Origin of the sequence: Planococcus sp. APC 3906 (genome assembly GCF_030407685.1) — a bacterium.
Lineage (GTDB): Bacteria > Bacillota > Bacilli > Bacillales_A > Planococcaceae > Planococcus > Planococcus koreensis.
Genome location: NZ_JASDCW010000008.1, coordinates 20105 through 44143, shown reverse-complemented (window position 1 = coordinate 44143; position 24039 = coordinate 20105). Strand labels below are relative to the sequence as shown.

The window sequence follows — 24039 nt, the reverse complement described above, 5'->3', positions numbered from 1 at the left end:
ATTAATATTCCTCCCTGAAACGTTTTGAGACGTACTGGGCGAGGATGTTCATTAGCATGGTGAAAAGGAATAATGTGAAACCTACAGCATAGATGGAATAATAGATTGTTGTACCGTATCCTACATCCCCTTTTGAAACTTGGACGATATATGCAGTCATTGTTTGGATGGAACCGGTAAAATCGCCGTCCAGTTTTGGCGTCGATCCACCAGCAAGCGAAACGATCATGGTTTCCCCGATTGCGCGCGATACTGCAAGCACAACCGATGCGATGATGCCCGAGAAAGCTGCTGGTACAATGATTTTCCAAGCAACTTCAAATTTTGTAGAGCCCATCGCCAACGCACCATCGCGAATTGATTTCGGCACAGCCGACATCGCGTCTTCTGACAGCGAAGCAATCATCGGAATGATCATGATGCCGACAACAATTCCGGGAGAAATCGCATTGAAGATTTTGATTTCCGGGAAAAAAGTCTGAAGTAACGGCGTTACGAATGTCAATGCGAAAAAGCCATAGACGATTGTCGGGATGCCTGCCAATACTTCCAGAACCGGTTTGACGATGCGGCGCACCGTTTCACTGGCGTATTCACTCAGGTAGATAGCAGCTGAAATGCCGATTGGTACAGCCACGATTACTGCGATTAACGTTACTTTTAATGTCCCCACGATTAAAGGCAAGATGCCGTATAATTCTTGTTTATTCGAGAATGGCAGCCAAGTGGTGCCAAATACAAAGTCGAAAACCGAAACGCGTGTAAAGAATGTGATGGTTTCGATGATTAATGTCAAAACGATGCCGATTGTTGTCAACACAGACACTGAAGCGATGAGCAATAAAATCCACGGAATGATTTTTTCAATAAACTTCTTGTTTTTCTTGCCTTTCGACTGCGCGATCATTTCCTGCACAGATGCACCCATAACGAATCCCCTTTCAACCGCAAAAGGCGAGCAGCGGCTGCTCACCCTTTAACTAGAACTTAATTAGTATTTATTTTTTTAAAGCTTCCAATTTTTCCATATCTTCTTCGTATTCTGCTTCAGGAGCTGCTACATAGCCGACTGCGTCAGCCATTTCACCTGCGTTTTCAATCGTGTACTGCATGAAGTTATAAGCTGCTTCGTTTTCAGTTAACGAATCGTTGCTAGCGTAAGTGAATAATGGGCGTGATAGCGGCGCGTATTCACCAGACTCGATTGTTTCACTGTTCGGCTCAACTCCACCGATTTTAACAGCTTTCAACGTGTCTTTGTTAGCTACGTAATATGCGTAGCCGAAGAATCCGATCGCGTTTTTATCGCCTTGAATACCTTGGACAAGCACGTTGTCATCTTCAGATAACGTAGCTGCGCTGTTCAGTTCTTCTTCTTCAAGAATCACTTCATTGAAATAATCGTATGTTCCAGAAGATGTACCAGGAGAATAGAAGACGATTTCTTCAGCAGGCCATTCTGGATTGATGTCAGACCATTTTTTGGTCGTACCATCTTCAACCCAAAGTTTTTTCAAATCTTCTACCGTCAAATCCTCGACCCAGTCATTGTCTTTGTTGACAACTACAGTCAAGCCATCGTACGCCAGCAAGAATTCAGTGTAATCGATGCCTGCTTCTTCAAGGCTTGCGATTTCCTCTTCTTTAATTGGGCGTGATGCGTTTGAGAAATCAGTTTCGCCTTGCATGAACTTTTCGAAGCCGCCGCCAGTGCCGGATACACCAACAGTTACTTGCACGTCTGGCTCAACTCCCGCATATTCTTCAACAATGCCTTCTAAGATCGGTGCAACAGTCGAAGAGCCGTCACCAGTTACTGATCCGCTTGCCGACCCGCCTTCTCCATTTTCACCAGGTTGCGTCGCGTTACCGCCTCCGCATGCTCCCAGCATTAATGCAGATCCAAGGATTGTTGATGCCATTGCGTATTTCCAAATTCTCATTTGACGTTTCCCCCTAAATTTCATGTTTGCTTTACAGTCCTTACTATAAACCCTGATTGTTGAGTACATATAAAGGCAATGTTAAGAAATTGTAAACGCAAAAAAGCGCCGGTAGCATGGGATTTCCATGCGCCTGCGCTTTTCTTATTCGGGGATTGCTTCATCTTCTTCGCCTTCTTGAATCACATTTTTCGTAAATGGTGCTTTGATGACAGAAGATGGTTCAGCAGATTCTTTGTTTTTCAGTTCAAAATATTTATCGACCGCTTCGCGCGCAATTTTATGCGTTGTCGTCGGCACCCGGCTAGGGTCTGTCGTGATATAGGGAACCATCACCGCATATGCGATCTCGGGGTTGTCATATGGTGCAAAGCCGACATGTGCCGTATTGACGGAAGGCTCCGCATAAAAAGGACTGTCCTTGTCGTCGTAATACTGGATCTGGGCTGTTCCGGTCTTCCCTGCGCCTTCATACGAGGCGTCGTTAAAGAACGAACGCGCCGAACCGGAATTTCCGGAATACACGAGGCGCATGCCTTTTTTCACCTGGTCAATTTCTGCTTGCGTATTATTGATGCGGTTCAAAACCGTCGGCTCGATAACCGTTTCAACCGGGCCGAGGCTTTGGCCGTCATCTGATGGCTGGCGGATTTCTTTCACGACATGCGGTTTCATTCGGTAACCGTCATTGGCGATTGTGGAAATGTACTGAGCCAGTTGCATCGGCGTATACGTATCGTATTGGCCGATCGCCAAATCCAGGAATGTACCCGGCTGGACTTTCGTATAATCTCCGGCATAGCCGGTGCCTTCATTCGGCAAATCGATTCCGGTTTGAACCCCAAGACCGAATTGGGCGAATGAATTGCGCATCGTTTCCCAATGTTCAGGCTTGACGCTGAACCCGCGATTGTATTCATACGTATTGCCGGACAGCGCCAAAGCTATTTTAAACATATAAACGTTTGACGAGCGTTCAATTGCTTGTAAGTCGCTCATCGGAATGCGGTTGAACATTGTCCGGTTGAAAATAGAACCTTTCATCGAAGCACCAGGAAATTGCAGTGGCTCATCAATCATGACTTGGTTCAATTCGACAGCGTCTTGATGGTAGCCTGTCAAAAGCGTCGCGCCTTTGACAACAGAGCCGCTCGGATAGGCTGCCGTAATGGCGCCGAATGAATAATCACGCACAATCTGTTTGCCGTTGTCATCTTTGCCGAGCTGCTTGCCGACCATTGAAATGACTTCACCGGTTCTCGGATCCATCATGACGACATAAGCATCTTTTACCAGCTGTGAGTTCGGACCCGCTTTCAGTTCAAGCAGATGCTTTTCGACGATGTCTTCCACAGCGCTCTGCATTTCGGAATCGATCGTCAATACAAGGTCTTTGCCTGGCTTGCCTTCATCAACAGGAACGGTCTCAACTACGCGGCCTTTGCCATCCGTTATGTTTTTGACGATGGATTTCTCGCCTTGCAATTCTTCTTCATAAAATTGTTCGAGGAAACTCACTCCGACACGGTCATTGCGCGAGTAATCGCGCGCTAAGTAATAATCCAGCTTATTCGCCGGAATCCCTTGTTCAGGTGTAGTGGTGCTGCCAAGAATCGTTAAATCGCTCGTTTTGACGCGCTTCCAGTCAGTAACCGTATTGACGCCTTTTAATTTCGGGTCTGTCAACCGCTCTGAAACGCGCGCGAATTCAGCGTCTGTCACGCCTTCATTCTTGATGATTTGTGGAGCCAACGCATAACCTGACGTCATTTCACGGAAAATCGCCAAGGTTTCCAATTGCTCCGCTGTTAGGCTATCCAGTTCTTTATCAGTGATTTTTTCTCGCACGAGCGCATCGATTTTCTGGTTTTTCTCTTTTTCTATAATGTCTTCAGCTGCAATTGCCGCTCTTTCTTCATCGGTCACTTTTGCTGCTGCTTTTTCACCGTTCAGCATTATGTAAAAATCCTGTTTATCACGCAACGTGACCCGTTTAGGATCTTTTTCAATCAGCTTCGCAAGTTCCGTGGCCACTTCAAGCATTTCTTCCCTCTTCGTTGTCTGCATCGCTGTATACGTGATTGCGTTCACGGGATTGTTATCCACTTGGACTCGGCCTTCACTATCAAAAATACGGCCGCGCGGAACACTGGTATTGACCGGGACTTCTTCTGTCCGCGCCAACGCCCGAGTGTAATCCTCGCCTTTGACGATCTGCAAGTAACCCAATCTTAAAATCAACACAGAAAATAGAAGGAATATGGAGAAAAAGAGGACATTCATCCGAAAGACGGTATGTGATTTCAGTTTTGCTTTCGCAAGCGAAACACGTCTTTTCTGGGGGGTATTCATTTTTTGCGCACTCCTTCCGCCAAAATATGCACTTGTTAGTATATCATCGAACATAGAAAAACACACACTTTTTCAGACGAAAAAGTGTGTGTAAAGTTTCAATTATTTACAATTATTTTGCTGCTTCGAAACGTTTAGAAACTTCATCCCAGTTTACTACGTTCCAGAAAGCCGCCAAGTAATCAGGACGGCGGTTTTGGTATTTCAAGTAGTAAGCATGTTCCCACACGTCTACTCCAAGAACCGGTGTTTTGCCTTCCATTACCGGTGAATCCTGGTTTGGAGTCGATACAACTTCCAATTCGCCGTTAGAAACGATCAGCCAAGCCCAGCCTGAACCGAAACGTGTTTTGCCAGCAGCTTCGAATTTTTCTTTGAATGCATCAAAGCTGCCGAATTTAGCGTCGATTGCTTCAGCAAGTGCACCTGTTGGAGTTCCGCCGCCGTTAGGAGACAATAACTGCCAGAAAAGTGAGTGGTTCGCATGTCCGCCGCCGTTGTTGCGTACTGCTGTGCGGATTGACTCAGGTACTGCATCAAGATCAGCGATCAATTCCTCAACTGATTTAGAAGCCAAGTCATCGTGCCCTTCCAATGCAGCGTTAACGTTCGTGATGTAAGTATTATGGTGTTTTGTGTGGTGAATGTTCATCGTCTCTTTGTCGATATGTGGTTCAAGTGCGTCATACGCGTAAGGTAATTCCGGTAATTCATAAGCCATGATTAAATTCCTCCTTGAGTCTAATTGTCTACCTTTACAGGTTATCAAAGTTTCCGGACCGTTACAATCAAAATGCATGAGCTGTCCGTTTAATCAGACTTTTGGCCGACTTCAGATGACGAAGAAGAACAACGCAACCATGACCGTCTGGATGATGCCTTTCGTGAATACCGAAGTGATGAACCCTACTACCGAACCGACACCCGATTTGACCGCCTGCTTAGGCGTAGAACGGTTTACAGCCAGTTCCGCAAGAATGGCGCCGAGGAACGGGCCGATTAAAATGCCGGCGATCGGGATGACGAACGGACCGATGAGGAGCCCCAGCGTACTGCCCCATAACCCTGCTTTTGAACCGCCGAACTTTTTGACGCCGAAAGCATTGGCGAGCATATCAGCGCCGAACAGCAAGATGACGAATAGCGACTGGATCAGCCAGAACCACCAAGGCAGTTCGCTGAAATCGAAAAACAGCCCATAAATAAGAAAACCTCCGAATATGAATAAAACTGCCGGGATGATCGGATAAACCAGCCCGATAAATCCGATGGCGAAAAACAGCAGCACAAGCACCCACCCGATTATTTCCATGTCACTCCTCCTATTAAATAGAAAACTCCCTTTCATCGTGCCCCACATTTTAAAAAATGTAAAGCGATGAAAGGGAGTGTTTCATTATGCGCGGTTGCCTAAGATGGCTTCTGCGATATTCACTGAATGGTCGCCGATGCGCTCAAGGTTGCTGACGATGTCGACAAAGACGATTCCGGCTTGCGCTGAACATTGTCCTTCAGTCAAACGCAAAATGTGCTTTTTACGGAATTTGCGTTCCATTTTGTCGATTAAGTCTTCTTGCTCTGCTACTTCGCGTGCCAATTCATGATTCGTTGTGTCTAATGCATCAAGTGATTTTTGCACAGTAGCAATCGTCAACGTGAACATTTCCGTCAGGTCTTCCAAAGCATCTTCTGAAAGGATGACACGGTTGTTTTCCTGGTAGTCGATCAATTCGATGATGTTCTCGAAATGATCGCCGATCCGTTCAATGTCGCGCACTGTTTCCATCAACACTGTGTGGCGGGTTGAATCGCCAGCTGACAATGATTCTGCAGAAATCAACACAAGGTAATCTGTGATTTTGCTGTCGAGGTTATTGATTGCATCTTCCAATTGATAACCCATTTCAGCATTTTTCTTGCTCTTTGTTTTCAAATAAGCATACGATTCTTCCAAGCCTTGGACTGCGTATTGGCCCATGCGGAGGATTTCCTCTTTAGCTTGGCCAAGTGCGATTGAAGGAGAAGCTTCGATAAAGTTCGGATCTAAATGTTTCGGTTTGAACTCGATCAGCACTTCTTCACCCGGAATCACTTTTGTGACCAAGTATGCCCATGCACCGATCAATGGGAACTGGATAATCGTGTTTGCAACGTTGAATGAACCGTGGGCGAATGCGATCTGCATCTTCGGTTCAAGCGCTAACACGCCCGAAATCCATTGGACATAAGCAGTGAAAGGAATGATGAGAATCATGAAAATGATCGTGCCCACTATATTAAACAAAACGTGGACTGCGGCTGCACGGCGCGCAGCGATAGACGTCCCTAGAGCAGCCAAAACAGCTGTAATGGTCGTTCCAATATTGTCTCCGAACAAGACCGGCAATGATGCCTGCAAGTTCAAGATGTCTTCGGCGTATAGACCCTGCAGAATGGCTACAGTCGCACTTGAACTTTGAACAATAACGGTAAAAATAGTACCAACTAGAACGCCTAGTATTGGCATTTCACTGAGATTAATGGTCATATCAATAAACGCTTGGGACTCGCGCAAAGGTTTCATGCCATCACTCATCAGCTCTAGACCATAGAATAGGCCTCCGAAACCGAAAATAACTTGGCCGATATTTTGGATTTGATTCTTTTTAAAGAAGAAAATCATTGCAGCACCAATTGCCATAATCGGCAACGCGTAGGCACCAACATCAAGGCCGATAATGAACGCTGTAACGGTCGTCCCGATATTCGCCCCCATAATAACGCCTATTGCTTGTCTTAGCGTCATAAATCCGGCGCTTACAAGACCGACGACGATGACGGTAGTTCCTGAACTCGATTGAATCAGAACTGTAACGACAATCCCGACCAAAACGCCCATGAAAGGATTGGTTGTAAATCGGTCTAGAATTCCACGAAGCTTATCGCCCGCAGCTTTCTGCAATGCATCCCCCATGTATTTAATGGAGAATAGAAAGATCCCTAGCCCTCCGAAGAAGATAAAGAGCATTTCCTGCCAATTTGTTTCCACTTAAACATTCAACTCCTGTATTTGCGATTTCACACCTAGTCTATTATGAGGAGTTCACTATTGAATTGTAAACACCTTTATTTAAAATTTACATTCCCGTAACAAAGCGGAAAAATATTCTCGTTCTGCCGTGGTACGATAAAGGTATATATAGAAAGGGCGATGTTCGTGAATATTTTTCAATTATTCAAGGCTAGTTTAATGGAACCTAAAAAACAGGCAGCCGTCCGTATTATGACAATCGGCCGCATTCTCCGCTTTGTATTTGCCGTCATTGCCGTCATGACACTCATTTCGTTTATCGGATTGGCATCCGGCTTGAGCGATACAGCGAGCAATGTAGAAGGATTGCTGGAGTTTGTGGAAGAAATCGAATGGCTTCTTTACCCGTTCGCTTTCATCTTCTTGTTTGTGTCAACGACCATTTATCATTTTGTGAAAATCAGCCTTTTCGCCTTCGTAGGCTTGGCGTTTCTTTCTATAAGAAAGCGCCGCGGCGAATACCGCCATTTGTGGCGGACGGCAGCTTTGGCTGTCACGGTTCCGACATTTATTTCATTCGGTTTAAGCTTCTTGGATGCCGGCTTATGGATTTCCGGGCTGACAAGCTTGTTGACGATCGCCTATCTTTACTTGGCGGTGGGCTATTATCCAAAGCTCCCTCCTGCTAAAAACACAGGTGCGTAACCGTCTTTCTTGTCTTTTATAGGAATAGACTGCTAAAATGGCTATAGGTAATGGAACAAATTAGGGACGCTTCGAGTAGCAGAAATGCGGGCTGGCGCTAATTCACCGGCCTCCCAAAAAAGGAGAGAATTTTAAATGAGTGAAATTATTCACCGTACAAAAACACGCCCCGTTAAAGTCGGAGACCTGACAATCGGTGGCAGCAATGAATTATTCATTCAAAGTATGGCAACAACCAAAACCCACGACGTCGAAGCGACAGTCGCTGAAATCCTGCGTTTGGAAGAAGCAGGATGCCAGGTTGTCCGCGTCGCTTGCCCGGATGAGCGTGCAGCTTATTCAATCGGTGCAATCAAAGCACGCATCAACATCCCGCTTGTTGTTGACATCCATTTTGACTATAAATTGGCGTTGATTGCCATCGAACAAGGCGCCGACAAAATCCGCATCAACCCGGGCAACATCGGCCGCCGTGAAAAAGTGGAAGCGGTCGTCAATGCGTGTAAAGCAAAAGGCATCCCGATCCGAATCGGCGTCAATGCCGGTTCATTAGAGCGTAAAATCCTTGAAAAATATGGCTACCCAACGGCTGACGGCATGGTCGAAAGTGCGTTGCACCATATCAAAATCCTTGAAGACCTGGACTTCCATGACATCATCGTGTCAATGAAAGCCTCAGATGTCAGCCTGGCAATCGAAGCTTACGAAAAAGCATCAAAAGCATTCGATTATCCCCTTCACCTCGGAATCACGGAATCCGGCACATTGTATTCAGGAACAATCAAAAGTGCTGCTGGCCTTGGCGCCTTGCTGGCAAAAGGCATCGGCAACACGCTCCGCATTTCTTTGAGCGCCGATCCGGTTGAAGAAGTGAAAGTGGCGCGTGAATTGCTGAAAGTGTTCGGTTTGTCTTCAAACGCTGCGACATTGATTTCGTGCCCGACTTGCGGACGCATCGAAATCGACTTGATCACGATTGCCAACGAAGTGGAAGAATACATCTCGCACATCAAAGCGCCGATCAAAGTGGCTGTTCTCGGCTGCGCGGTCAACGGACCGGGTGAAGCACGCGAAGCGGATATCGGCATTGCCGGTGCACGCGGCGAAGGCTTGCTGTTCATGAAAGGCAAAACCGTCCGCAAAGTGCCGGAGGAAACAATGGTCGAGGAATTGAAAGTGGAGATCGACAAAATCGCACAGGAATATTTCGACAAGCAGGCTGCTGAAAAAGAAGCCGCTGGAAAATTGGAAGTATAAGGTTGTGAAGCAATGAGATACCGTTTCGGCATTGATATCGACGGCACTGTAACGTGCCCGACATCGCTGATCCCGCACATCAATGAAGCGTTCAACAGCGAGTTGACGCTCGAAGACATCAAGCAATACGATTTGACTGCAGCACTTCCCCACCTCCCGAGAGGCGAATTCTACGATTGGTTCCGCGGAGCCGAATCAACGATCTACGCTGCCTCTCCGGTGTCGGAAAACGCAAAGTCGATTTTGGACAGCTGGAAAGACCGCTACGAGTTGTATTACATCTCAGCGCGCAGCGAGAACGTCAAAGACATCACAGTCGACTGGTTCGCCCAGCATGCGATCCATTACGACCACATCGAATTGATCGGTTCGCACAATAAAATCGCAACGGCTAAAAAGCATGCCGTCGATTTGTTCTTCGAAGACAAGCATGACAATGCTGTCGAGATCTCCGAAGAGCTCGACATCCCGGTGATTTTATTCGACACTCCCTACAACCGGGAGCCGATTCCGAAAAACGTCATCCGCGTCTACAATTGGCTGGAAGCCCAGCAATGGGTGGAGAAAGAATTCGCCATCCAGGACAGTTTGCAGACGAAATAAAGATAGAATGCCATCAGCTTGAGCGCTGATGGCATTTTGCGTCTATATTGACCTATTCGATGAGTTTATGTGCGTTCAGAATGTTTTATGCGCGTTCAGCGTAGTTTATGCGCGTTCAAAAAGTTTTATGCGCGTTCAGCGAGATTTACGTGCGTTCAGAACTTTTTACGCGCGTTCAGCGAAAATCCACAATCATATCATGATACACAAAAGCCGGCTCATCCGTTGAGCCGGCTTTCCCCATGTTTTATTGAAATAATTATTTGCACGCCGGGCATTTGCCGTAGATTTCGAATTTGTGGTTGGCGATTTCGTATGCCGGCAATGCCGCGCCGACCATTTCCATCGGACAGACAGGAATTTCTTTAATCTTGCCGCAGTCCATGCAGATGAAATGGTGGTGGTGATGGTCGCTTTCGCATTGCATGCGGAAATGGCGTTCGCCGGACAATTCCGTTTCCTCGAGAATCCCTAAGCCGACGAATGTCGCCAAATTGCGGTAGACGGTGTCGAAGCTCATGCTCGGATAATCTTTCTGCATGACGTCGAGAAGGTCGCGCGCCGTCAAGTAGCGGTCGTCCTGCGAGAAGAGTTCCAATATCTGCGTGCGTTTAGACGTTTCCTTGTAGCCGTTCTGTTTTAAGATGTCCCATGCTTTATCGATGTTCATGCGACTGCCCCCTTCTTCATTGACACTGAAAGCTTTTTGAAACCGATGACAAACAGCAGCAACATGATTGATGTGACGACGATTGTACCGCCGGGTGCCAGGTCGAAATAAAATGCCGTGACAAGGCCGGCGATGACCGAAATTTCACCGAAGACGATCGACAGGATGATCGTCCCTTTAAAGCTTTTCGACAAGCGCATTGCTGTTGCAACCGGAATTGTCATCAGCGACGACACCAAGAGGATGCCGACGATGCGCATGGAGCCCGCGATGACGAGCGCCGTGACGATCATGAAGAGGAAATGGATCCACTTCGCTGGCAGGCCCGAAGCTTTTGCGTATTCATCGTCAAACGACAAAACGAATAATTCCTTGAAGAAAATACTGATAAACAAAAAGACGATGACGGCGATTCCTGCGACAATGCCGAGGTCTTCACGGCTGACAGCCGAGACGGAACCGAATAGGTAGCCGAACAAATCGCTGGAGAAGCCTTCAGCGAGCGAGATGAAAATCGCGCCGAAGCCGATGCCCGCTGACAGGATGATCGGAATCGCCAATTCTTCGTAATGCTTGTAGAGGCTCCGCAAGCGTTCGATCAGCACCGAACCGAATACGGAAGCCGCAATGCCGAGGAATAAAGGATTCAGCAGCGCAAACGCTGCAACGCTCTGGCTCAAGTACAAGCTGCCCGCGATGCCGGCAAGCGTCACATGGCTGAGGGCGTCGGCAATGAGCGACAGCCGGCGCACGACGATAAAGACGCCAAGAAGCGGCGCAATGACGCCGATGATCAAACCGGCGGCAAAGGCGTTCTGCAGGAATTCATAGGAAAATATTGCGTCGATCATGGTCAATGGGCACCTCCGGCGTGATGGATTTTCCGCACGGAATGGCCGTACCACGCTTTGCGCTTTTCATCGCTCATCGTATCCAGCTGATCTTTATAGCCATGGAAATGGATGGTCTGGTTCAAGCACGCGACATGGGTGATCTTATCGGTCACGGTGTCGACGTCATGCGTCACCAGCACAAGCGTGATGTTTTTATCGCGGTTCAGCGATGCCAGCATATTGTAAAACGACTGGACGTTCTGATGGTCGATGCCCACTGTCGGTTCATCGAGAATCAGCACTTTCGGCTTGGCGACGAGCGCGCGCGCAATAAAAATCCGCTGCTGCTGTCCGCCTGAAAGTTCGCTGATGCTGCGGTGGCTGAAGGCGTCCATGCCGACCGCTTCCAGCGCTTCTTTTACTTGTGCTTTGTAATTTTTCGGCATCCGGTGGAACAAACCGGACTTTTTCGCCAGTCCGCCAGCTACGACTTCCTCGACTGTCGCCGGAAAGCCCGAGTTGAACGAATTGGATTTTTGCGACACGTAGCCGATCCATTCGCGATGCTTGAAATTTTTCGAGTCTGTCCCGAACAATTCAATCTTGCCTTTTGTCGGCTTGATCAAACCGAGCATGATTTTCAATAACGTTGATTTACCGGAGCCGTTGGGGCCGAGAATCGCCAGGAAATCCCCTTCTTCCACTTTCAACGAAATATTCTCAAGTGCTTTTGTTTGTTCGTATTCAAAACTGATGTCTTGAATGTTGATTAATGGCGCGTTCATAACACTGCCTCTTTTCCAATTCATAATGATTACGATTTACATCATTAGAAAAGTATAAAACAAGCACGGACGCTTGTAAACCAATAAAACTCATAAAAAAAAGCCCTCTCTTTACAGAGGGGCTTTCAATTCTTCGATGACGCCTGGCGTGAAAACACCGTTTTTGAACATTTCGATTTCAAATGCGTATGGCGCTTTTTTGTTTTTCGCGTCAATGCCGACGTATGGCGTTTCCAGGATTTTCGGCACGTGTATCAATTGTTCATGATGGACGATGCCGTGCAGCGCCTGGAAGCCTATTTCGCCGAAGCCGATGTTTTCATGGCGGTCTTTGGCGGCTCCGCGGACGTTTTTGCTGTCGTTAATATGGAGCACTTGCAGGCGGTCAATTCCGATAATGCGGTCGAATTCCGCAAGCACGCTGTCAAAGTCTTCATTGATGGCGTACCCTGCGTCATGCGTATGGCAGGTGTCAAAGCAAACCGACAAGCGTTCGTTATGGGTCACCCCGTTGATGATCGCTGCCAGCTCTTCTAAATTCCGGCCGATTTCCGTGCCTTTCCCAGCCATTGTTTCAAGTGCGATGTTCACCGGAAAATCCTGTGACAGGACTTCGTTCAAGCCTTCGATGATTTTTGCAGTACCCGCTTCAACGCCAGCGCCGACATGGGCACCGGGATGAAGCACGATTTGCTTAGCGCCGAGCGCCGCCGTGCGTTCGATCTCTTTTTGGAGAAATTCCACGCCCAGCTCAAAAGTTTCCGGTTTCACGGTATTGGCGATATTGATGATGTACGGTGCGTGAACGACGATATTCGACATATTATGCTGCGCCATATGCGCCTGCCCCGCTTCGATATTCAACTCTTCAATCGGTTTGCGGCGCGTGTTCTGCGGTGCGCCGGTGTAGACCATAAAAGTCGTCGCTCCGTATGAAAGAGCTTCTTCGCTTGCACCAAGCAGCATTTTTTTCCCGCTCATTGATACGTGTGATCCCAATAACATGAAAAAACTCCTTACTTTTTGCGATTTTTGCGGCGTTCGACTTTTTTGATTTCGTCCATTTTCCATTTCATCTTCTTCTTATAGCCAGGTTTGACGGCTTTCGGCTTATGGACCATTGATTTTGCTTTTACATCCGCTGCATCTGCTGTTCTGACACGGTTTTTACGGCTGTGGCGGTCTTTCAGATCAACGAATTCGCCGTTGACGATGTCTTTCTGTTGGAACGGAATGCCCATCTTTTCGACGCGGACGATTGCATCTTCTTCTTCCGGATTGAAAATTGTGATGGCCAACCCTTTCATGCCAGCGCGGGCTGTACGTCCAACACGGTGGATGAAGAACTCCAAGTCTTCCGGCAATTCATAATTGATTACATGGCTGACGCCTTGGATGTCAATGCCTCGTGCAGCCAAATCCGTCGCTACGATGTATTGATATTCCAGATCGCGGACTTGTTTCATCATTTTCACCCGTTCGCGCGGCGCTAAATCGCCGTGCACACGGCCGACGCGGATTCCCGCTTTGCCAAGTTCTTCAGCAACATAATCCGCATTGAATTTCGTATTGACGAAAATGATCGCCAAATAAGGGTTGATGATTCCCATGATCTCTTTCAATCGTTCAACTTTGCGCTTGCTGCGGGCAGGAATCAGGTAAAAATCCAACCCTTCTGCTGTCGGACGCTTGTCGCCGATTTTGACATGGACTGGTGATTCCATGTATTTTTTCAGGAATGGCTTGAGTTTTTCCGGAATCGTCGCCGAGAAAACATACATTTCCAAATGCTCCTGCATTTTGCCGGCCACTTGGTCGATTTCTTCGATAAAGCCCAGATCGAATGCCAGATCCGCTTCGTCGACAACCAAAATTTTACCGGTATGGACCAAAAGTGCGTTTTCTTTCACTAAATCCCGCAAACGCCCTGGCGTACCGATGACGATATGCGGCTGCGTCTTCAATTTATTGATGGAACGCTGTTTGTCTGTGCCGCCGATAAAGCTCTTCACTTCAATATCGGAGCCTTCGACAAGCTTCATCATTTCATTGTAAATCTGCGTTCCGAGTTCGCGTGTCGGCGCGCAAATAACCGCCTGCACTTCTTGGCGGCTCGTGTCGATCCGTTCTGCGATCGGAATGATGAAACTATGTGTTTTGCCTGTCCCTGTATGGGATTGTCCAATCGCGCTTGTGCCTTTCAATATATGGGGCATAATTTCTTTTTGGATTGGCGTCGGCTCGGTAAAGCCCAGTTTTTCTACCGCTTCTAGTATAAACGGCTTCAAATTGTATTCGTTGAATTTTGTCATGGGATTGAATCCCCTCCTTATGCTCTTGACATTATAGCACAAAATCACTTTTTCCGTAATGCAACTTTTGTAAAGCCGCGCCGTCTCCGTTATAATGAAGATATGATTTTGAAAGGAGTGCGGTTATGAAAGTAATGAAAATATCGCCAAGGGGCTATTGCTATGGAGTAGTGGATGCAATGGTCATTGCGAAAAATGCGGCAATGGATGAAACCTTGCCACGCCCGATCTATATACTTGGAATGATCGTCCACAATAAACACGTCACCGACGCTTTCGAACAAGACGGCATCATCACGCTTGACGGTAAAAACCGGCTCGAAATTTTGGAGAAAGTGGAAACAGGCACGGTCATTTTCACCGCACACGGCGTTTCGCCGCAAGTGCGTGAACTGGCTAAACGCAAAGGCCTCGTATCGATTGACGCCACTTGCCCGGATGTCACCGTGACGCATGACCTGATCCGTGAAAAAACGGCTGAAGGCTACCACATCATTTACATCGGCAAAAGCGGTCATCCGGAACCGGAAGGCGCAATCGGCGTCGCACCGGACCTCGTTCACCTTGTAGAAACTGTCGAAGATGTCAATGAACTTGAGCTGAATTCCGACAAGATCATCGTTACGAACCAGACGACGATGAGCCAATGGGATGTTGTGGAGTTGATGGAACGCCTGAAAGAGAAATTCCCGCATTCCGAAGTCCATAAAGAGATTTGCCTGGCGACCCAAGTCCGGCAGGAAGCGGTCGCGACACAAGCAGTCGACGCCGACTTGCTGATTGTCATCGGCGACCCGATGAGCAATAACTCAAACCGCTTGGCGCAAGTATCACAAGACATTGCCGGCACACCGGCATACCGCATTTCCGATTTGTCCGAACTGAATCTGGACTGGCTGCAAGGCATTGAAACTGTCGGGGTCACAGCCGGCGCTTCAACGCCAACGCCGATTGTCAAAGAAGTGATGGTGTTCTTGGATAAATACGATCCGGAAGATCCGTCGACGCACGATTTGGCGCGTTCTGTTCCGCTGAACAAAATATTACCGAAAATCAAGCACCCGAAACCGTCGGACCGCATCGAACCATACCCGGTCGGCGAATAAAGCCATAAACAGCAAAAAGACACGCCCCCAATCGGAGCGTGTCTTTTTTATCGTGCATGGATTTATTTGAAACGGAACGGTTCGGTATTGGTTTCCGACGCCAGGAATGTGCAATTCAAGCCGCTATGTTGTGCCATATAATCCACGACCCCTTGGATCATCACTTTTTCCACATGATGGCCTGGGTCGACAACGGCAAGGCCGATCGCTTCCGCATCTTGGGCGACGTGGAAGTAAAGGTCCCCCGTCACATAAACATCCGCTCCCGCGCGTTTCGCAGCGGTGATGTATTTATTGCCATCGCCGCCTAGCACAGCAACTTTCTTGACCGGTTTCGCGAAATCCCCGACGACGCGCACGGCAGGAACGTCGAGCCGTTCTTTGACGAATTCCGCAAAGTCCTCCAATGACATGCCGGTTTCGAGCGTGCCGACACGTCCGAGGCCCATTGGCAATTCCTTGTTTTCAAGGGCGAACACATCGTATGCCACTTCCTCGTAAGGATGTGCAGCAATCATCGCCTTGATGGCGCGGTCTTTTTCCTGTTTCCGGATGACCACTTCGATTTTCGATTCGGCCGTCTTTTCCATCTTGCCGACTTCGCCGATAAACGGATCCGCGCCTTGCGTAGGACGGAAACGCCCCGTGCCCGATAAAGTGTAGCTGCAGAATTCGTAATCGCCGATCGCGCCTGCGCCTGCTTTGCCTAATGCTTCACGCACTTGGTCTTCGTGGCTTTCCGGAACGAAGACGGCGATTTTCACCAATTCCGCTTCGTAGGTCTGCACCATTACGGATGTATCCTGAAGGCCGAGTGCGTCCGCCAGCAAATCGTTGACGCCGCCTTGTGCAACGTCAAGATTGGTGTGCGCGGCATAGACGGCAATATCATGCTTGATGAGCTTTTCCATCAAGCGCCCTTGCGGAAAATCCGTCTGCAGGTTTTTCAACGGGCGGTATATCGGCGGATGGTGCGCGATGATCAAAGATGCCCCTTTTTCGATGGCTTCATCGACAACCGCTTCGTTGACATCAAGCGTCACCAAAACCCGTTCGATTTTTTTGTTCAATGTGCCGACGTGCAAGCCCACCGGGTCGTCTTCCATCGCCAAATATTTCGGCGACCATTTTTCAAACTCTTCGATGATTTGCTGTCCGTTAGGAAATTTCACCATTCAGCACCTCTTCAACCAGTTTTATTTTTTGTGTCAATTCCTGCTTCTTCTCCCCAATATCGGCGGCTTCGGCGTTCGCATCCATCGACGCGACAATCTTTTGCCATTGCGTCATTTCGCGCTGCCATTTTGTGTGGAAAACGTCTGAACGCTGTGCCATGAGCACCGGTCCAAAAAGCAGCTCTTTCTCCTTGAACTCTACAGCTTTTCCTGCAGGCTCAAGCACAATGATTTCATAAATCTTGCTGTTTTCTTCCAAAATTTCTTCGTTGACGATGTGCCAGCCATTTGCTGCCGCCCATTCGCGAATCGCTTTTGCATGCACATTGGGCTGCAGGATCAGACGCTGGACGCCTTCGAGACGCGCTTTGTCCTGTTCCAAAATCGACGCGATCAACGGGCCGCCCATGCCGGCGATCGTAATCGCCGTCACGCCGTCAGCAGGCTCAATTGCCGCCAGGCCGCTGGCAAGCCGTACCGTAATCCGGTCTTCCAGGCCTTCCTGGCGGACTTGTTTTTTCGCTGACTCGAAAGGCCCTTTCACCACTTCTCCCGCTATGGCTCTTTCCGCGAGCCCTTCTGCCACTAAATAACACGGCAAATACGCGTGGTCGCTGCCGATATCGGCAACAATTGCGCCTTCCGGTACGTGGCTTGCGACCCGGCCAAGCCGGTATGATAATTGTTGAGCGTTCATGTAATGCCTCCTAACTGAAATAAGCTGAACAATGAAAGAAAAACCCTTAGCTCAAAGAACTAAGGGTTTTCAATACTATTCGAGTGTCAAAATCCACTCAGCCATTGCTGGTGCGTTTTCGGCTTCAACAAGGCCGGCTGGCATAGCGCCTTTACCGTTTACTAAAATTTCTTCAATTCCTGCTTGGTCAAGTTGCGTGTCGATCAATGATGGACCTACTCCGCCTTCATAGCTTGAACCGTGGCAAGAAACACAGCTTTGTTGTGCGACAGCTTCAGGATCGAATTCAGCAGCAGCTTCTTCGCCGCCTTCAGCGCCTTCTTCTCCACCTGCTCCGCCTTCTTCTTCAGTTGCATGTTCTTCAGCGATTTCCTCTTGGTTGCCAACGCCTTCTAATGATAAGAAGAAAATTAGACCAATACCGAAAGCCATGATTAAGATATAAGGTACAATTGCATTTTTTTGCATCCGTTACCCCTCCTCTTCAAGTTCTGCGTTAATGATAGTGTTCGTATCATTCATTATTGTACTGTATTATTTACAAAACGAAAAGTCTTAACGGATAAGTTTTAGCAGATTGTGACAAAATCAGTAATTTAGCAGCCGATTTGGCGTGCGATGACCATGCGCTGAACTTCGGAAGTCCCTTCGCCGATTTCCAGCAATTTCGCATCGCGCATATAGCGCTCAACTTCGTATTCCTTCATATAACCATAGCCGCCGTGGATTTGGATCGCTTCATCCGCTACTTCCATCGCCATTTCAGAAGCATATAATTTCGCCATCGATGCCTCTTTCGTGAATGGGCGCCCCTGGTCTTTCAGCCAAGCCGCTTTGTAGACCATATTGCGGGCCAATTCGATTTTCATCGCCATATCCGCTAATTTGAATTGTGTAATCTGGAATTCCGATAATGTTTTGCCGAATTGCTTGCGCTCTTTCGAATAATTCAATGCTTTATTGAATGCCGCCTGAGCGATTCCTACAGCCATTGCAGCGATGCCGATGCGCCCGCCGTCCAATGTGACCAAGAACTGCCTGAAGCCTTCTCCACGCTTGCCTAGGAGGTTTTCTTTCGGTACGCGGACGTTTTCCAGCACCAATTCCGTCGTGTTTGATGCATTCAAACCCATTTTATCGTAATTGTCGATGATCGTGAAACCTTCAGCATCTGTCGGCACGATGATTGCACTGATTTCTTTTTTGCCGTCGTTCATGCCGGTGATGGCCGTAATCGCCAAGTGCTTGGCGTGGCTAGCATTTGTGATGTATACTTTCGATCCGTTGATGACCCAGTCATCGCCGTCTTCCACTGCGCGCGTTTCCGTGCCGCCCGCGTCAGATCCCGCATTCGGTTCTGTCAGCCCGAACGCGCCGAACGATTCACCTGTGCAGATCGGCGTTAGGTATTTTTCTTTCTGTTCTTCGGTGCCGAATAAATTCAGCGGTGCGCCGCCAAGTGAAATATGGGCCGAGTACGTGATGCCTGTCGAAGCGCATGCGCGGCTCAATTCTTCGGTAACAATTGCGAAACTGGTTGTATCCGCTCCTGCGCCGCCGTATTTCTCATCAAACGGCAAGCCCATCATCCCCATGTCGGACAGCTGTTTGAAAATCTCGGTAGGAAATTGTTTCGTACGGTCGCGCTCAATGGCGCCAGGAGCGACCACTTTATCGGCAAACTCCTTGACTGCTTTTTTGATCATCTGGTGTTCTTGCGTTAAATCGAAATTCATTTTCATTACATCCCCTTTGTGTATGCGCTTTCAGTATTCATTATATAGGAAAAATTTAGACAAACTCAACCTTTAACCCGAATTAGCGCAAAAAAACCGTTCCCTTTTTTTAGAGGGAACGGTTTCGGCTTATTCCAGGAAGTCTTTCAATCGTTTGCTGCGTGAAGGGTGGCGCAATTTGCGGAGCGCTTTCGCTTCAATCTGGCGGATACGTTCGCGTGTGACGCCGAAAACTTTGCCCACTTCTTCAAGTGTGCGCGTGCGGCCGTCGTCAAGGCCGAAACGCAGGCGCAAAACGTTTTCTTCACGGTCTGTCAAAGTATCCAGAACGTCTTCAAGCTGTTCTTTCAATAATTCGTATGCAGCGTGGTCCGATGGCGACTGCGCATCGGAATCCTCGATGAAATCACCCAAATGTGAATCGTCTTCTTCGCCGATCGGCGTTTCCAACGATACAGGTTCTTGTGCAATTTTCAGGATTTCACGGACTTTTTCAGGCAAAAGATCCATTTCTTCGCCGATTTCTTCCGGTGAAGGTTCGCGGCCTAAGTCCTGCAGCAATTGGCGCTGGACGCGGATCAATTTGTTGATCGTTTCGACCATGTGCACCGGGATGCGGATTGTCCGCGCTTGGTCAGCAATCGCGCGCGTGATGGCCTGGCGGATCCACCAAGTGGCGTACGTACTGAATTTAAAGCCTTTTGAGTAATCGAATTTTTCCACCGCTTTGATCAGGCCCATATTCCCTTCCTGGATCAAATCCAGGAACAGCATGCCGCGCCCGACATAGCGTTTTGCGATACTGACTACGAGGCGCAAGTTCGCTTCTGCCAACCGTTTCTTGGCTTCTTCGTCGCCTTGTTCAATCAATTTTGCGAGACGGACTTCTTCTTCTGCTTTCAAAAGGTCGACACGCCCGATTTCCTTCAAGTACATTCTGACCGGGTCATTGATTTTGACGCCGGGAGGAACGCTCAAGTCGTTCAAGTCGAATTTGTCTTCAGTCGGTTTCATGAGGCGGTCCAAATGCTCTTCGTCATCTGATTTGCGTTCAAGCTCAATGCCATGGCCTTCGAGCTGGTCGATGAATTCTTCCACTGCATCCGATTCCATTTCAAAAACCGCTAATTTATCGGCAATCTGCTCATAATTCAGTTCTCCGGTTTTTTTACCTATTTCAATTAATTGCTTTTTCGCTTCTTCGACTGTTGCTTCTGGCGCTTCTGAACTCAATGACACATTGCTTGCTTCTACTTCGTTTTGGTGTTCTGATTTCTCAGCCATACGACTTCCTCCTTTAAAAAAACCGGAATTGATTTTACAATGATTTCCGTAAAGCAATCACTTCTTGGGCAAGAAGCAGTGCACGTTTCAAATCATGCTGTTTTTCCGCCTCTTTTGATTGCTGGATCTTAAGATTGATTTCCTGTTCGACCAAATGCTTTTCAAGATGCTTGATGCAGTCTTTTATTTCCTCATCGGAATGTTCCGGGTCGCGTTCGGTCATTGCGGTCTCCATGACGATTTTGCGGAGTTCCGGATCCTGCAGCGTTTCCAAAAATTTATGGAAATCGGCTTTGTCCCATTCTTCGTAAAAGCCGAGGAGCTGGACATACAGCGCTTGGTATTCTTCACTGATAAATGGCATGCCCGACTGGACCGCCGCTAATTTTTCCATGACTCGCTGATCGGCCAATGCATGGGAGAATAATAGCCGTTCTGCACGATTCAGCGAAGTCGTTTTTTTAGGGCTCCGCTTCGCCGGTTGGGTGTTGACGGGCTGCTCTTTCGGCGGCCGGCTGCGTTCAATCGATTTGTTTTCAAGCTTTCGGTAATGCTGTAAAATCGCCTCTTCAGACAACCCTGTCTCATTAGACAATTGCTTAATGTACAAGTCCCGCTCAATCGAGGACGAACGGCCTGCCAGCAATTGCAGCACTTCCTGGATATATTGCAGCAAGTCATTTTCATATTGAAAATTCTTGTGCCTGCGTGCATGCATCATCGCGAACGCGATAAAAGCATGCGGTTTGCCGATGATTTGGTCTTTAAAGGCTTCGCTGCCATTTTCCCGGACATAATCATCGGGGTCCATTTTGCCTGGCAGAACCGCTACTTCAACTTTGAAATTTTCTTCATTCAAGGCGATTGCGGCCCGTTTCGCCGCTTCCCACCCTGCATCATCCCCGTCAAAGCAAATGACTGCTTCCTGCGCAAAACGCTTCATCGCACGGATATGCTGGGCTGTCAGGGATGTCCCCATCGTCGCCAAACCGTTTTCAACGCCGGCTTTGGATGCCGCAATGACATCCATAAAGCCTTCGAATAAAACGATTTTCCGGTTTTTGCGTATCGCGCCTCTTGCATGGTTGACGTTGTAGAGAACCTGGCTTTTTTGGAAAATGGGCGATTCCGGGCTGTTCATGTACTTGGCTTCCTGTTTCGTGTTTTCAAGGACCCGTCCCGAAAATGCGATGGTTTTGCCGCTTTCGTTCATGATCGGGTACATAATTCTACCGCGAAAACGGTCAAAATAGCCATTGCCCTGCTCACGCTGGATCGCCAATCCGCTTGCCGTCAATTCCTCTTCGCTAAAGCCTTTGCGCTGCAGCGCCGTTGCCATGTAATTCCACTCTGGAAGAGACCAGCCAATGCGGTATTTCTCAATCAATTCACGGGTGAATCCCCGATTCTCCAAATAATCCAATGCTGCCTGCCCTTCTTCTGTATTGAGCAAGATGTGATGATACATATCAGCAGCAAATTCATGCATCACAATCAACTGGCTGTCGCTTTTGGAAATCGCCGGTGCCGAATCGCCCGGGGCATTGACTTCCACTTCAATTCCTGCGCGTTGGCCAAGCTTTGCCAAAGCTTCCTGGAAAGTCACATTTTCAATATCCATTAAAAATGTAATAACATTTCCGCCTGCGCCGCAACCGAAGCAATGGAAAATCTGCTTGTCGGATGTTACAGAAAATGAAGGTGTGCTTTCACCATGGAAAGGGCATAGGCCAAACCAGTTGCGCCCCCTTTTCGTCAGCTGAACGTACTCGCCGACTATATCTACAATATCTGCCGTAGAGCGGATTTGCTCGATTACTTCTTCAGGAACTCGATTTGACATTTCATCACCATTCTTTTTTGCTTAACATATTTAATTCGAGATTCTTTGGTGAATTCCTTCATCTTTTTGCAAAAAGATGACGCACGTTTTGCGCGCCTTAGTATAGTTTTATCCACAATTCTTCATTATAAAACGTTTTCCTGAAATAATCCACACATAAAACAGAAAAACCGCCTATACAGGTGGCTTCATCTGTCGTTCTATTTTCGTTTATTTAAAATCAGGTTGGCCGTTTCTTCTACTGCCCGGTTTGTGACATCGAGAACTTCACAGCCGATGCGGTCGACCACTTTATAGAAATGGGTGATTTCTTCATGGATGCGGTTGATTTGCGCGTAATTGGCATCGTCGTTCAAGCCGAGCGCAATCAAGCGTTCTTTGCGGATGTGGTTGAGCTTGTCCGGTGATATCACCAGGCCAAAGCATTTAGCCGGGTCCACTTGATACAGCTCCTCCGGCGGGTCCACTTCAGGCACCAGCGGGACATTCGCCACTTTCAGGCGTTTATGCGCCAAATACTGCGACAGCGGCGTCTTGGAAGTTCGGGAGATTCCAACAAGCACAATATCGGCCATCAGGATGCCGCGCGGATCGCGTCCGTCGTCATACTTGACTGCAAATTCGATCGCTTCGACTTTTTTGAAATAATCGTCGTCGAGTTTCCGAACGAGTCCGGCTTCTTCAAGCGGCTTCGCGCCGAGCTGGTCTTCGAGCGCATCCATCAGCGGCCCCATCAAATCGACTGCGGGAACACCGAGTTTCACCGTTTCTGCGGACAGATACATTCTCAGTTCTTTCGAAACAAGCGTATACACGATAAATGCGTTTTGCTGAGACGCCAGTTTGATGATTTCATGCAGATGTTCAATCGAATCAATGTATGGGAAGCGTTTCATCACCGCATTTTGATCCGCGTATAGATACTGGCTTACGGCGGCTTTGGCGACCAATTCACCCGTTTCTCCTACTGAATCGGAGACAACGAACAAGCGGAGTTGTTTCATTTTATGCACCTCACAATTCATGGCTTTCCGATAAAGATAAAAATGCGCGTGTAATATTCGTCTTGGTCAGGCGGCCGACAACCTTGAATCCGTCAGGCTGCTCTTCAACGACCGGGAGCGCGTCGATTTGCTGGTTGATCAGGCGATGTGCCGCTTGGATCAGCGAATCGTTCTTGGTGCAGAATGTAATGTTCGGCATCCTCGTCATAATGATATGTACAGGGATAGCGCCCAGATTCTGGCTGCCTAGGCTCGTCCGCAGCAAATCTTTGCGGGACAGTACGCCAGTCAAATAAGAATTCTTATCGACGACGAACAGCGTTCCGACATCGTCAAGAAACATCTGGCTGATGGCATCATAGACACTGACGTCTTCCCGGACAACAACCGGGATCGATTGGAAATCCTTTACTTTCATATTGTTCATCGTATCCGAAATGTCCTGGCCCGGTTTTTTGCCGGAATAAAAATAACCGACACGCGGTCGGGCATCCAGGAACCCTGCCATCGTCAAAATGGCCAAATCGGGCCGTAATGTAGCACGCGTCAAATGCAGACGATCTGCAATCTGCTCACCCGTAATCGGGCCATTGCCTTTGACGATGCGCAATATCTCTTCTTGTCTCTTATTGAGTTCGATCGGACTCACCGCCTCAAAATATGTTATACTCAATGTTAATTATTATATACTAATTAAAGCCATATTGCGAAGAAAAGAATGCCA

General features: G+C 48.0%; 23 protein-coding genes. 4 read left to right on the top strand and 19 right to left on the bottom strand.

Translation table 11 applies throughout. The annotated features are described in order from the left end of the window. Window position 1: 1 nt before the first annotated feature. The 6 genes from pstC to QMA09_RS06700 all read right to left on the bottom strand — a co-directional run bounded on the left by pstC (window position 2) and on the right by QMA09_RS06700 (window position 7323). Complete coding sequence (pstC, locus tag QMA09_RS06725; protein WP_290212513.1) at window positions 2–928, bottom strand: phosphate ABC transporter permease subunit PstC; 927 nt, start codon at window positions 926–928, stop codon at window positions 2–4. 70 nt (window positions 929–998) lie between these two features. Beyond that, complete coding sequence (locus QMA09_RS06720) at window positions 999–1943, bottom strand: PstS family phosphate ABC transporter substrate-binding protein (protein ID WP_290212512.1); 945 nt, start codon at window positions 1941–1943, stop codon at window positions 999–1001. Window positions 1944–2087: 144 nt separating this feature from the next. Then, window positions 2088–4295: a peptidoglycan D,D-transpeptidase FtsI family protein gene (locus QMA09_RS06715; RefSeq protein WP_290212511.1), complete on the bottom strand. Its 2208-nt coding sequence runs from the start codon at window positions 4293–4295 to the stop codon at window positions 2088–2090. A gap of 112 nt (window positions 4296–4407) precedes the next feature. Further along, window positions 4408–5016, bottom strand: a complete 609-nt coding sequence (locus QMA09_RS06710) for a superoxide dismutase (RefSeq protein WP_135501279.1) — start codon at window positions 5014–5016, stop codon at window positions 4408–4410. A 111-nt stretch (window positions 5017–5127) separates the two neighbouring features. Beyond that, complete coding sequence (locus QMA09_RS06705; protein WP_290212510.1) at window positions 5128–5607, bottom strand: DUF456 domain-containing protein; 480 nt, start codon at window positions 5605–5607, stop codon at window positions 5128–5130. An 84-nt stretch (window positions 5608–5691) separates the two neighbouring features. Next, window positions 5692–7323 (bottom strand): Na/Pi cotransporter family protein, encoded by a 1632-nt coding sequence (locus tag QMA09_RS06700; RefSeq protein ID WP_135501283.1) that lies wholly within the window; start codon window positions 7321–7323, stop codon window positions 5692–5694. 201 nt (window positions 7324–7524) lie between these two features. On the opposite strand from QMA09_RS06700, the gene QMA09_RS06695 reads away from it, so the two are divergent. From QMA09_RS06695 to QMA09_RS06685, 3 genes are all read left to right on the top strand, one after another. Then, entirely contained in the window at window positions 7525–8010 is a 486-nt protein-coding gene (locus QMA09_RS06695) for a DUF1189 family protein (protein ID WP_290212509.1), read from the top strand. A 135-nt stretch (window positions 8011–8145) separates the two neighbouring features. Beyond that, window positions 8146–9267: a flavodoxin-dependent (E)-4-hydroxy-3-methylbut-2-enyl-diphosphate synthase gene (gene ispG, locus QMA09_RS06690; RefSeq protein WP_135501287.1), complete on the top strand. Its 1122-nt coding sequence runs from the start codon at window positions 8146–8148 to the stop codon at window positions 9265–9267. A 12-nt stretch (window positions 9268–9279) separates the two neighbouring features. Beyond that, window positions 9280–9870 carry a hypothetical protein gene (locus QMA09_RS06685; RefSeq protein WP_290212508.1) on the top strand — a complete coding sequence of 197 codons (591 nt, stop codon included), beginning with the start codon at window positions 9280–9282 and terminating at the stop codon, window positions 9868–9870. A gap of 259 nt (window positions 9871–10129) precedes the next feature. On the opposite strand, the gene QMA09_RS06680 is transcribed toward QMA09_RS06685, so the two are convergent. The 5 genes from QMA09_RS06680 to QMA09_RS06660 form a co-directional block, all read right to left on the bottom strand. After that, window positions 10130–10540: a Fur family transcriptional regulator gene (locus tag QMA09_RS06680; RefSeq protein WP_135501291.1), complete on the bottom strand. Its 411-nt coding sequence runs from the start codon at window positions 10538–10540 to the stop codon at window positions 10130–10132. Continuing rightward, window positions 10537–11391, bottom strand: coding sequence for a metal ABC transporter permease (locus QMA09_RS06675; protein ID WP_135501297.1), 855 nt, complete (start codon window positions 11389–11391; stop codon window positions 10537–10539). The genes QMA09_RS06680 and QMA09_RS06675 overlap by 4 nt, the downstream gene beginning before the upstream one ends. Window positions 11392–11393: 2 nt before the next feature. Further along, on the bottom strand, window positions 11394–12158 hold the full coding sequence (locus tag QMA09_RS06670; RefSeq protein ID WP_290212507.1) for a metal ABC transporter ATP-binding protein: 765 nt from the start codon (window positions 12156–12158) through the stop codon (window positions 11394–11396). Between the two features lie 111 nt (window positions 12159–12269). Continuing rightward, window positions 12270–13163 (bottom strand): deoxyribonuclease IV, encoded by an 894-nt coding sequence (locus QMA09_RS06665; RefSeq protein ID WP_290212506.1) that lies wholly within the window; start codon window positions 13161–13163, stop codon window positions 12270–12272. Window positions 13164–13174: 11 nt separating this feature from the next. Further along, complete coding sequence (locus QMA09_RS06660; protein WP_290212505.1) at window positions 13175–14470, bottom strand: DEAD/DEAH box helicase; 1296 nt, start codon at window positions 14468–14470, stop codon at window positions 13175–13177. Window positions 14471–14595: 125 nt separating this feature from the next. Here QMA09_RS06660 and QMA09_RS06655 point away from each other — a divergent pair, with 125 nt between their 5' ends. Next, window positions 14596–15576 carry a 4-hydroxy-3-methylbut-2-enyl diphosphate reductase gene (locus QMA09_RS06655; RefSeq protein WP_135500762.1) on the top strand — a complete coding sequence of 327 codons (981 nt, stop codon included), beginning with the start codon at window positions 14596–14598 and terminating at the stop codon, window positions 15574–15576. Window positions 15577–15638: 62 nt separating this feature from the next. On the opposite strand, the gene QMA09_RS06650 is transcribed toward QMA09_RS06655, so the two are convergent. The 8 genes from QMA09_RS06650 to ccpN form a co-directional block, all read right to left on the bottom strand. Then, window positions 15639–16748: a Nif3-like dinuclear metal center hexameric protein gene (locus QMA09_RS06650; protein ID WP_290212562.1), complete on the bottom strand. Its 1110-nt coding sequence runs from the start codon at window positions 16746–16748 to the stop codon at window positions 15639–15641. Continuing rightward, window positions 16735–17448, bottom strand: coding sequence for a tRNA (adenine(22)-N(1))-methyltransferase (locus QMA09_RS06645; RefSeq protein WP_290212504.1), 714 nt, complete (start codon window positions 17446–17448; stop codon window positions 16735–16737). Before QMA09_RS06645 ends, QMA09_RS06650 begins: the two co-directional genes overlap by 14 nt. Before the next feature lie 75 nt (window positions 17449–17523). Next, the gene (gene cccA / locus QMA09_RS06640; RefSeq protein WP_290212503.1) at window positions 17524–17916 is read right to left on the bottom strand and encodes a cytochrome c550; all 393 of its coding nucleotides are present in this window, start codon (window positions 17914–17916) and stop codon (window positions 17524–17526) included. Window positions 17917–18044: 128 nt separating this feature from the next. Further along, entirely contained in the window at window positions 18045–19184 is a 1140-nt protein-coding gene (locus QMA09_RS06635) for an acyl-CoA dehydrogenase (RefSeq protein ID WP_135500759.1), read from the bottom strand. A gap of 129 nt (window positions 19185–19313) precedes the next feature. Continuing rightward, window positions 19314–20468 (bottom strand): RNA polymerase sigma factor RpoD, encoded by a 1155-nt coding sequence (rpoD, locus tag QMA09_RS06630; RefSeq protein WP_135500758.1) that lies wholly within the window; start codon window positions 20466–20468, stop codon window positions 19314–19316. Window positions 20469–20502: 34 nt separating this feature from the next. Further along, on the bottom strand, window positions 20503–22311 hold the full coding sequence (dnaG, locus tag QMA09_RS06625; RefSeq protein ID WP_135500757.1) for a DNA primase: 1809 nt from the start codon (window positions 22309–22311) through the stop codon (window positions 20503–20505). 200 nt (window positions 22312–22511) lie between these two features. Next, entirely contained in the window at window positions 22512–23315 is an 804-nt protein-coding gene (locus tag QMA09_RS06620) for a pyruvate, water dikinase regulatory protein (protein WP_135500756.1), read from the bottom strand. Between the two features lie 10 nt (window positions 23316–23325). Then, a complete protein-coding gene (ccpN, locus tag QMA09_RS06615) occupies window positions 23326–23964 on the bottom strand; it encodes a transcriptional regulator CcpN (RefSeq protein ID WP_135500755.1) in 639 nt (212 codons plus the stop codon). Between the last annotated feature and the right edge of the window lie 75 nt (window positions 23965–24039).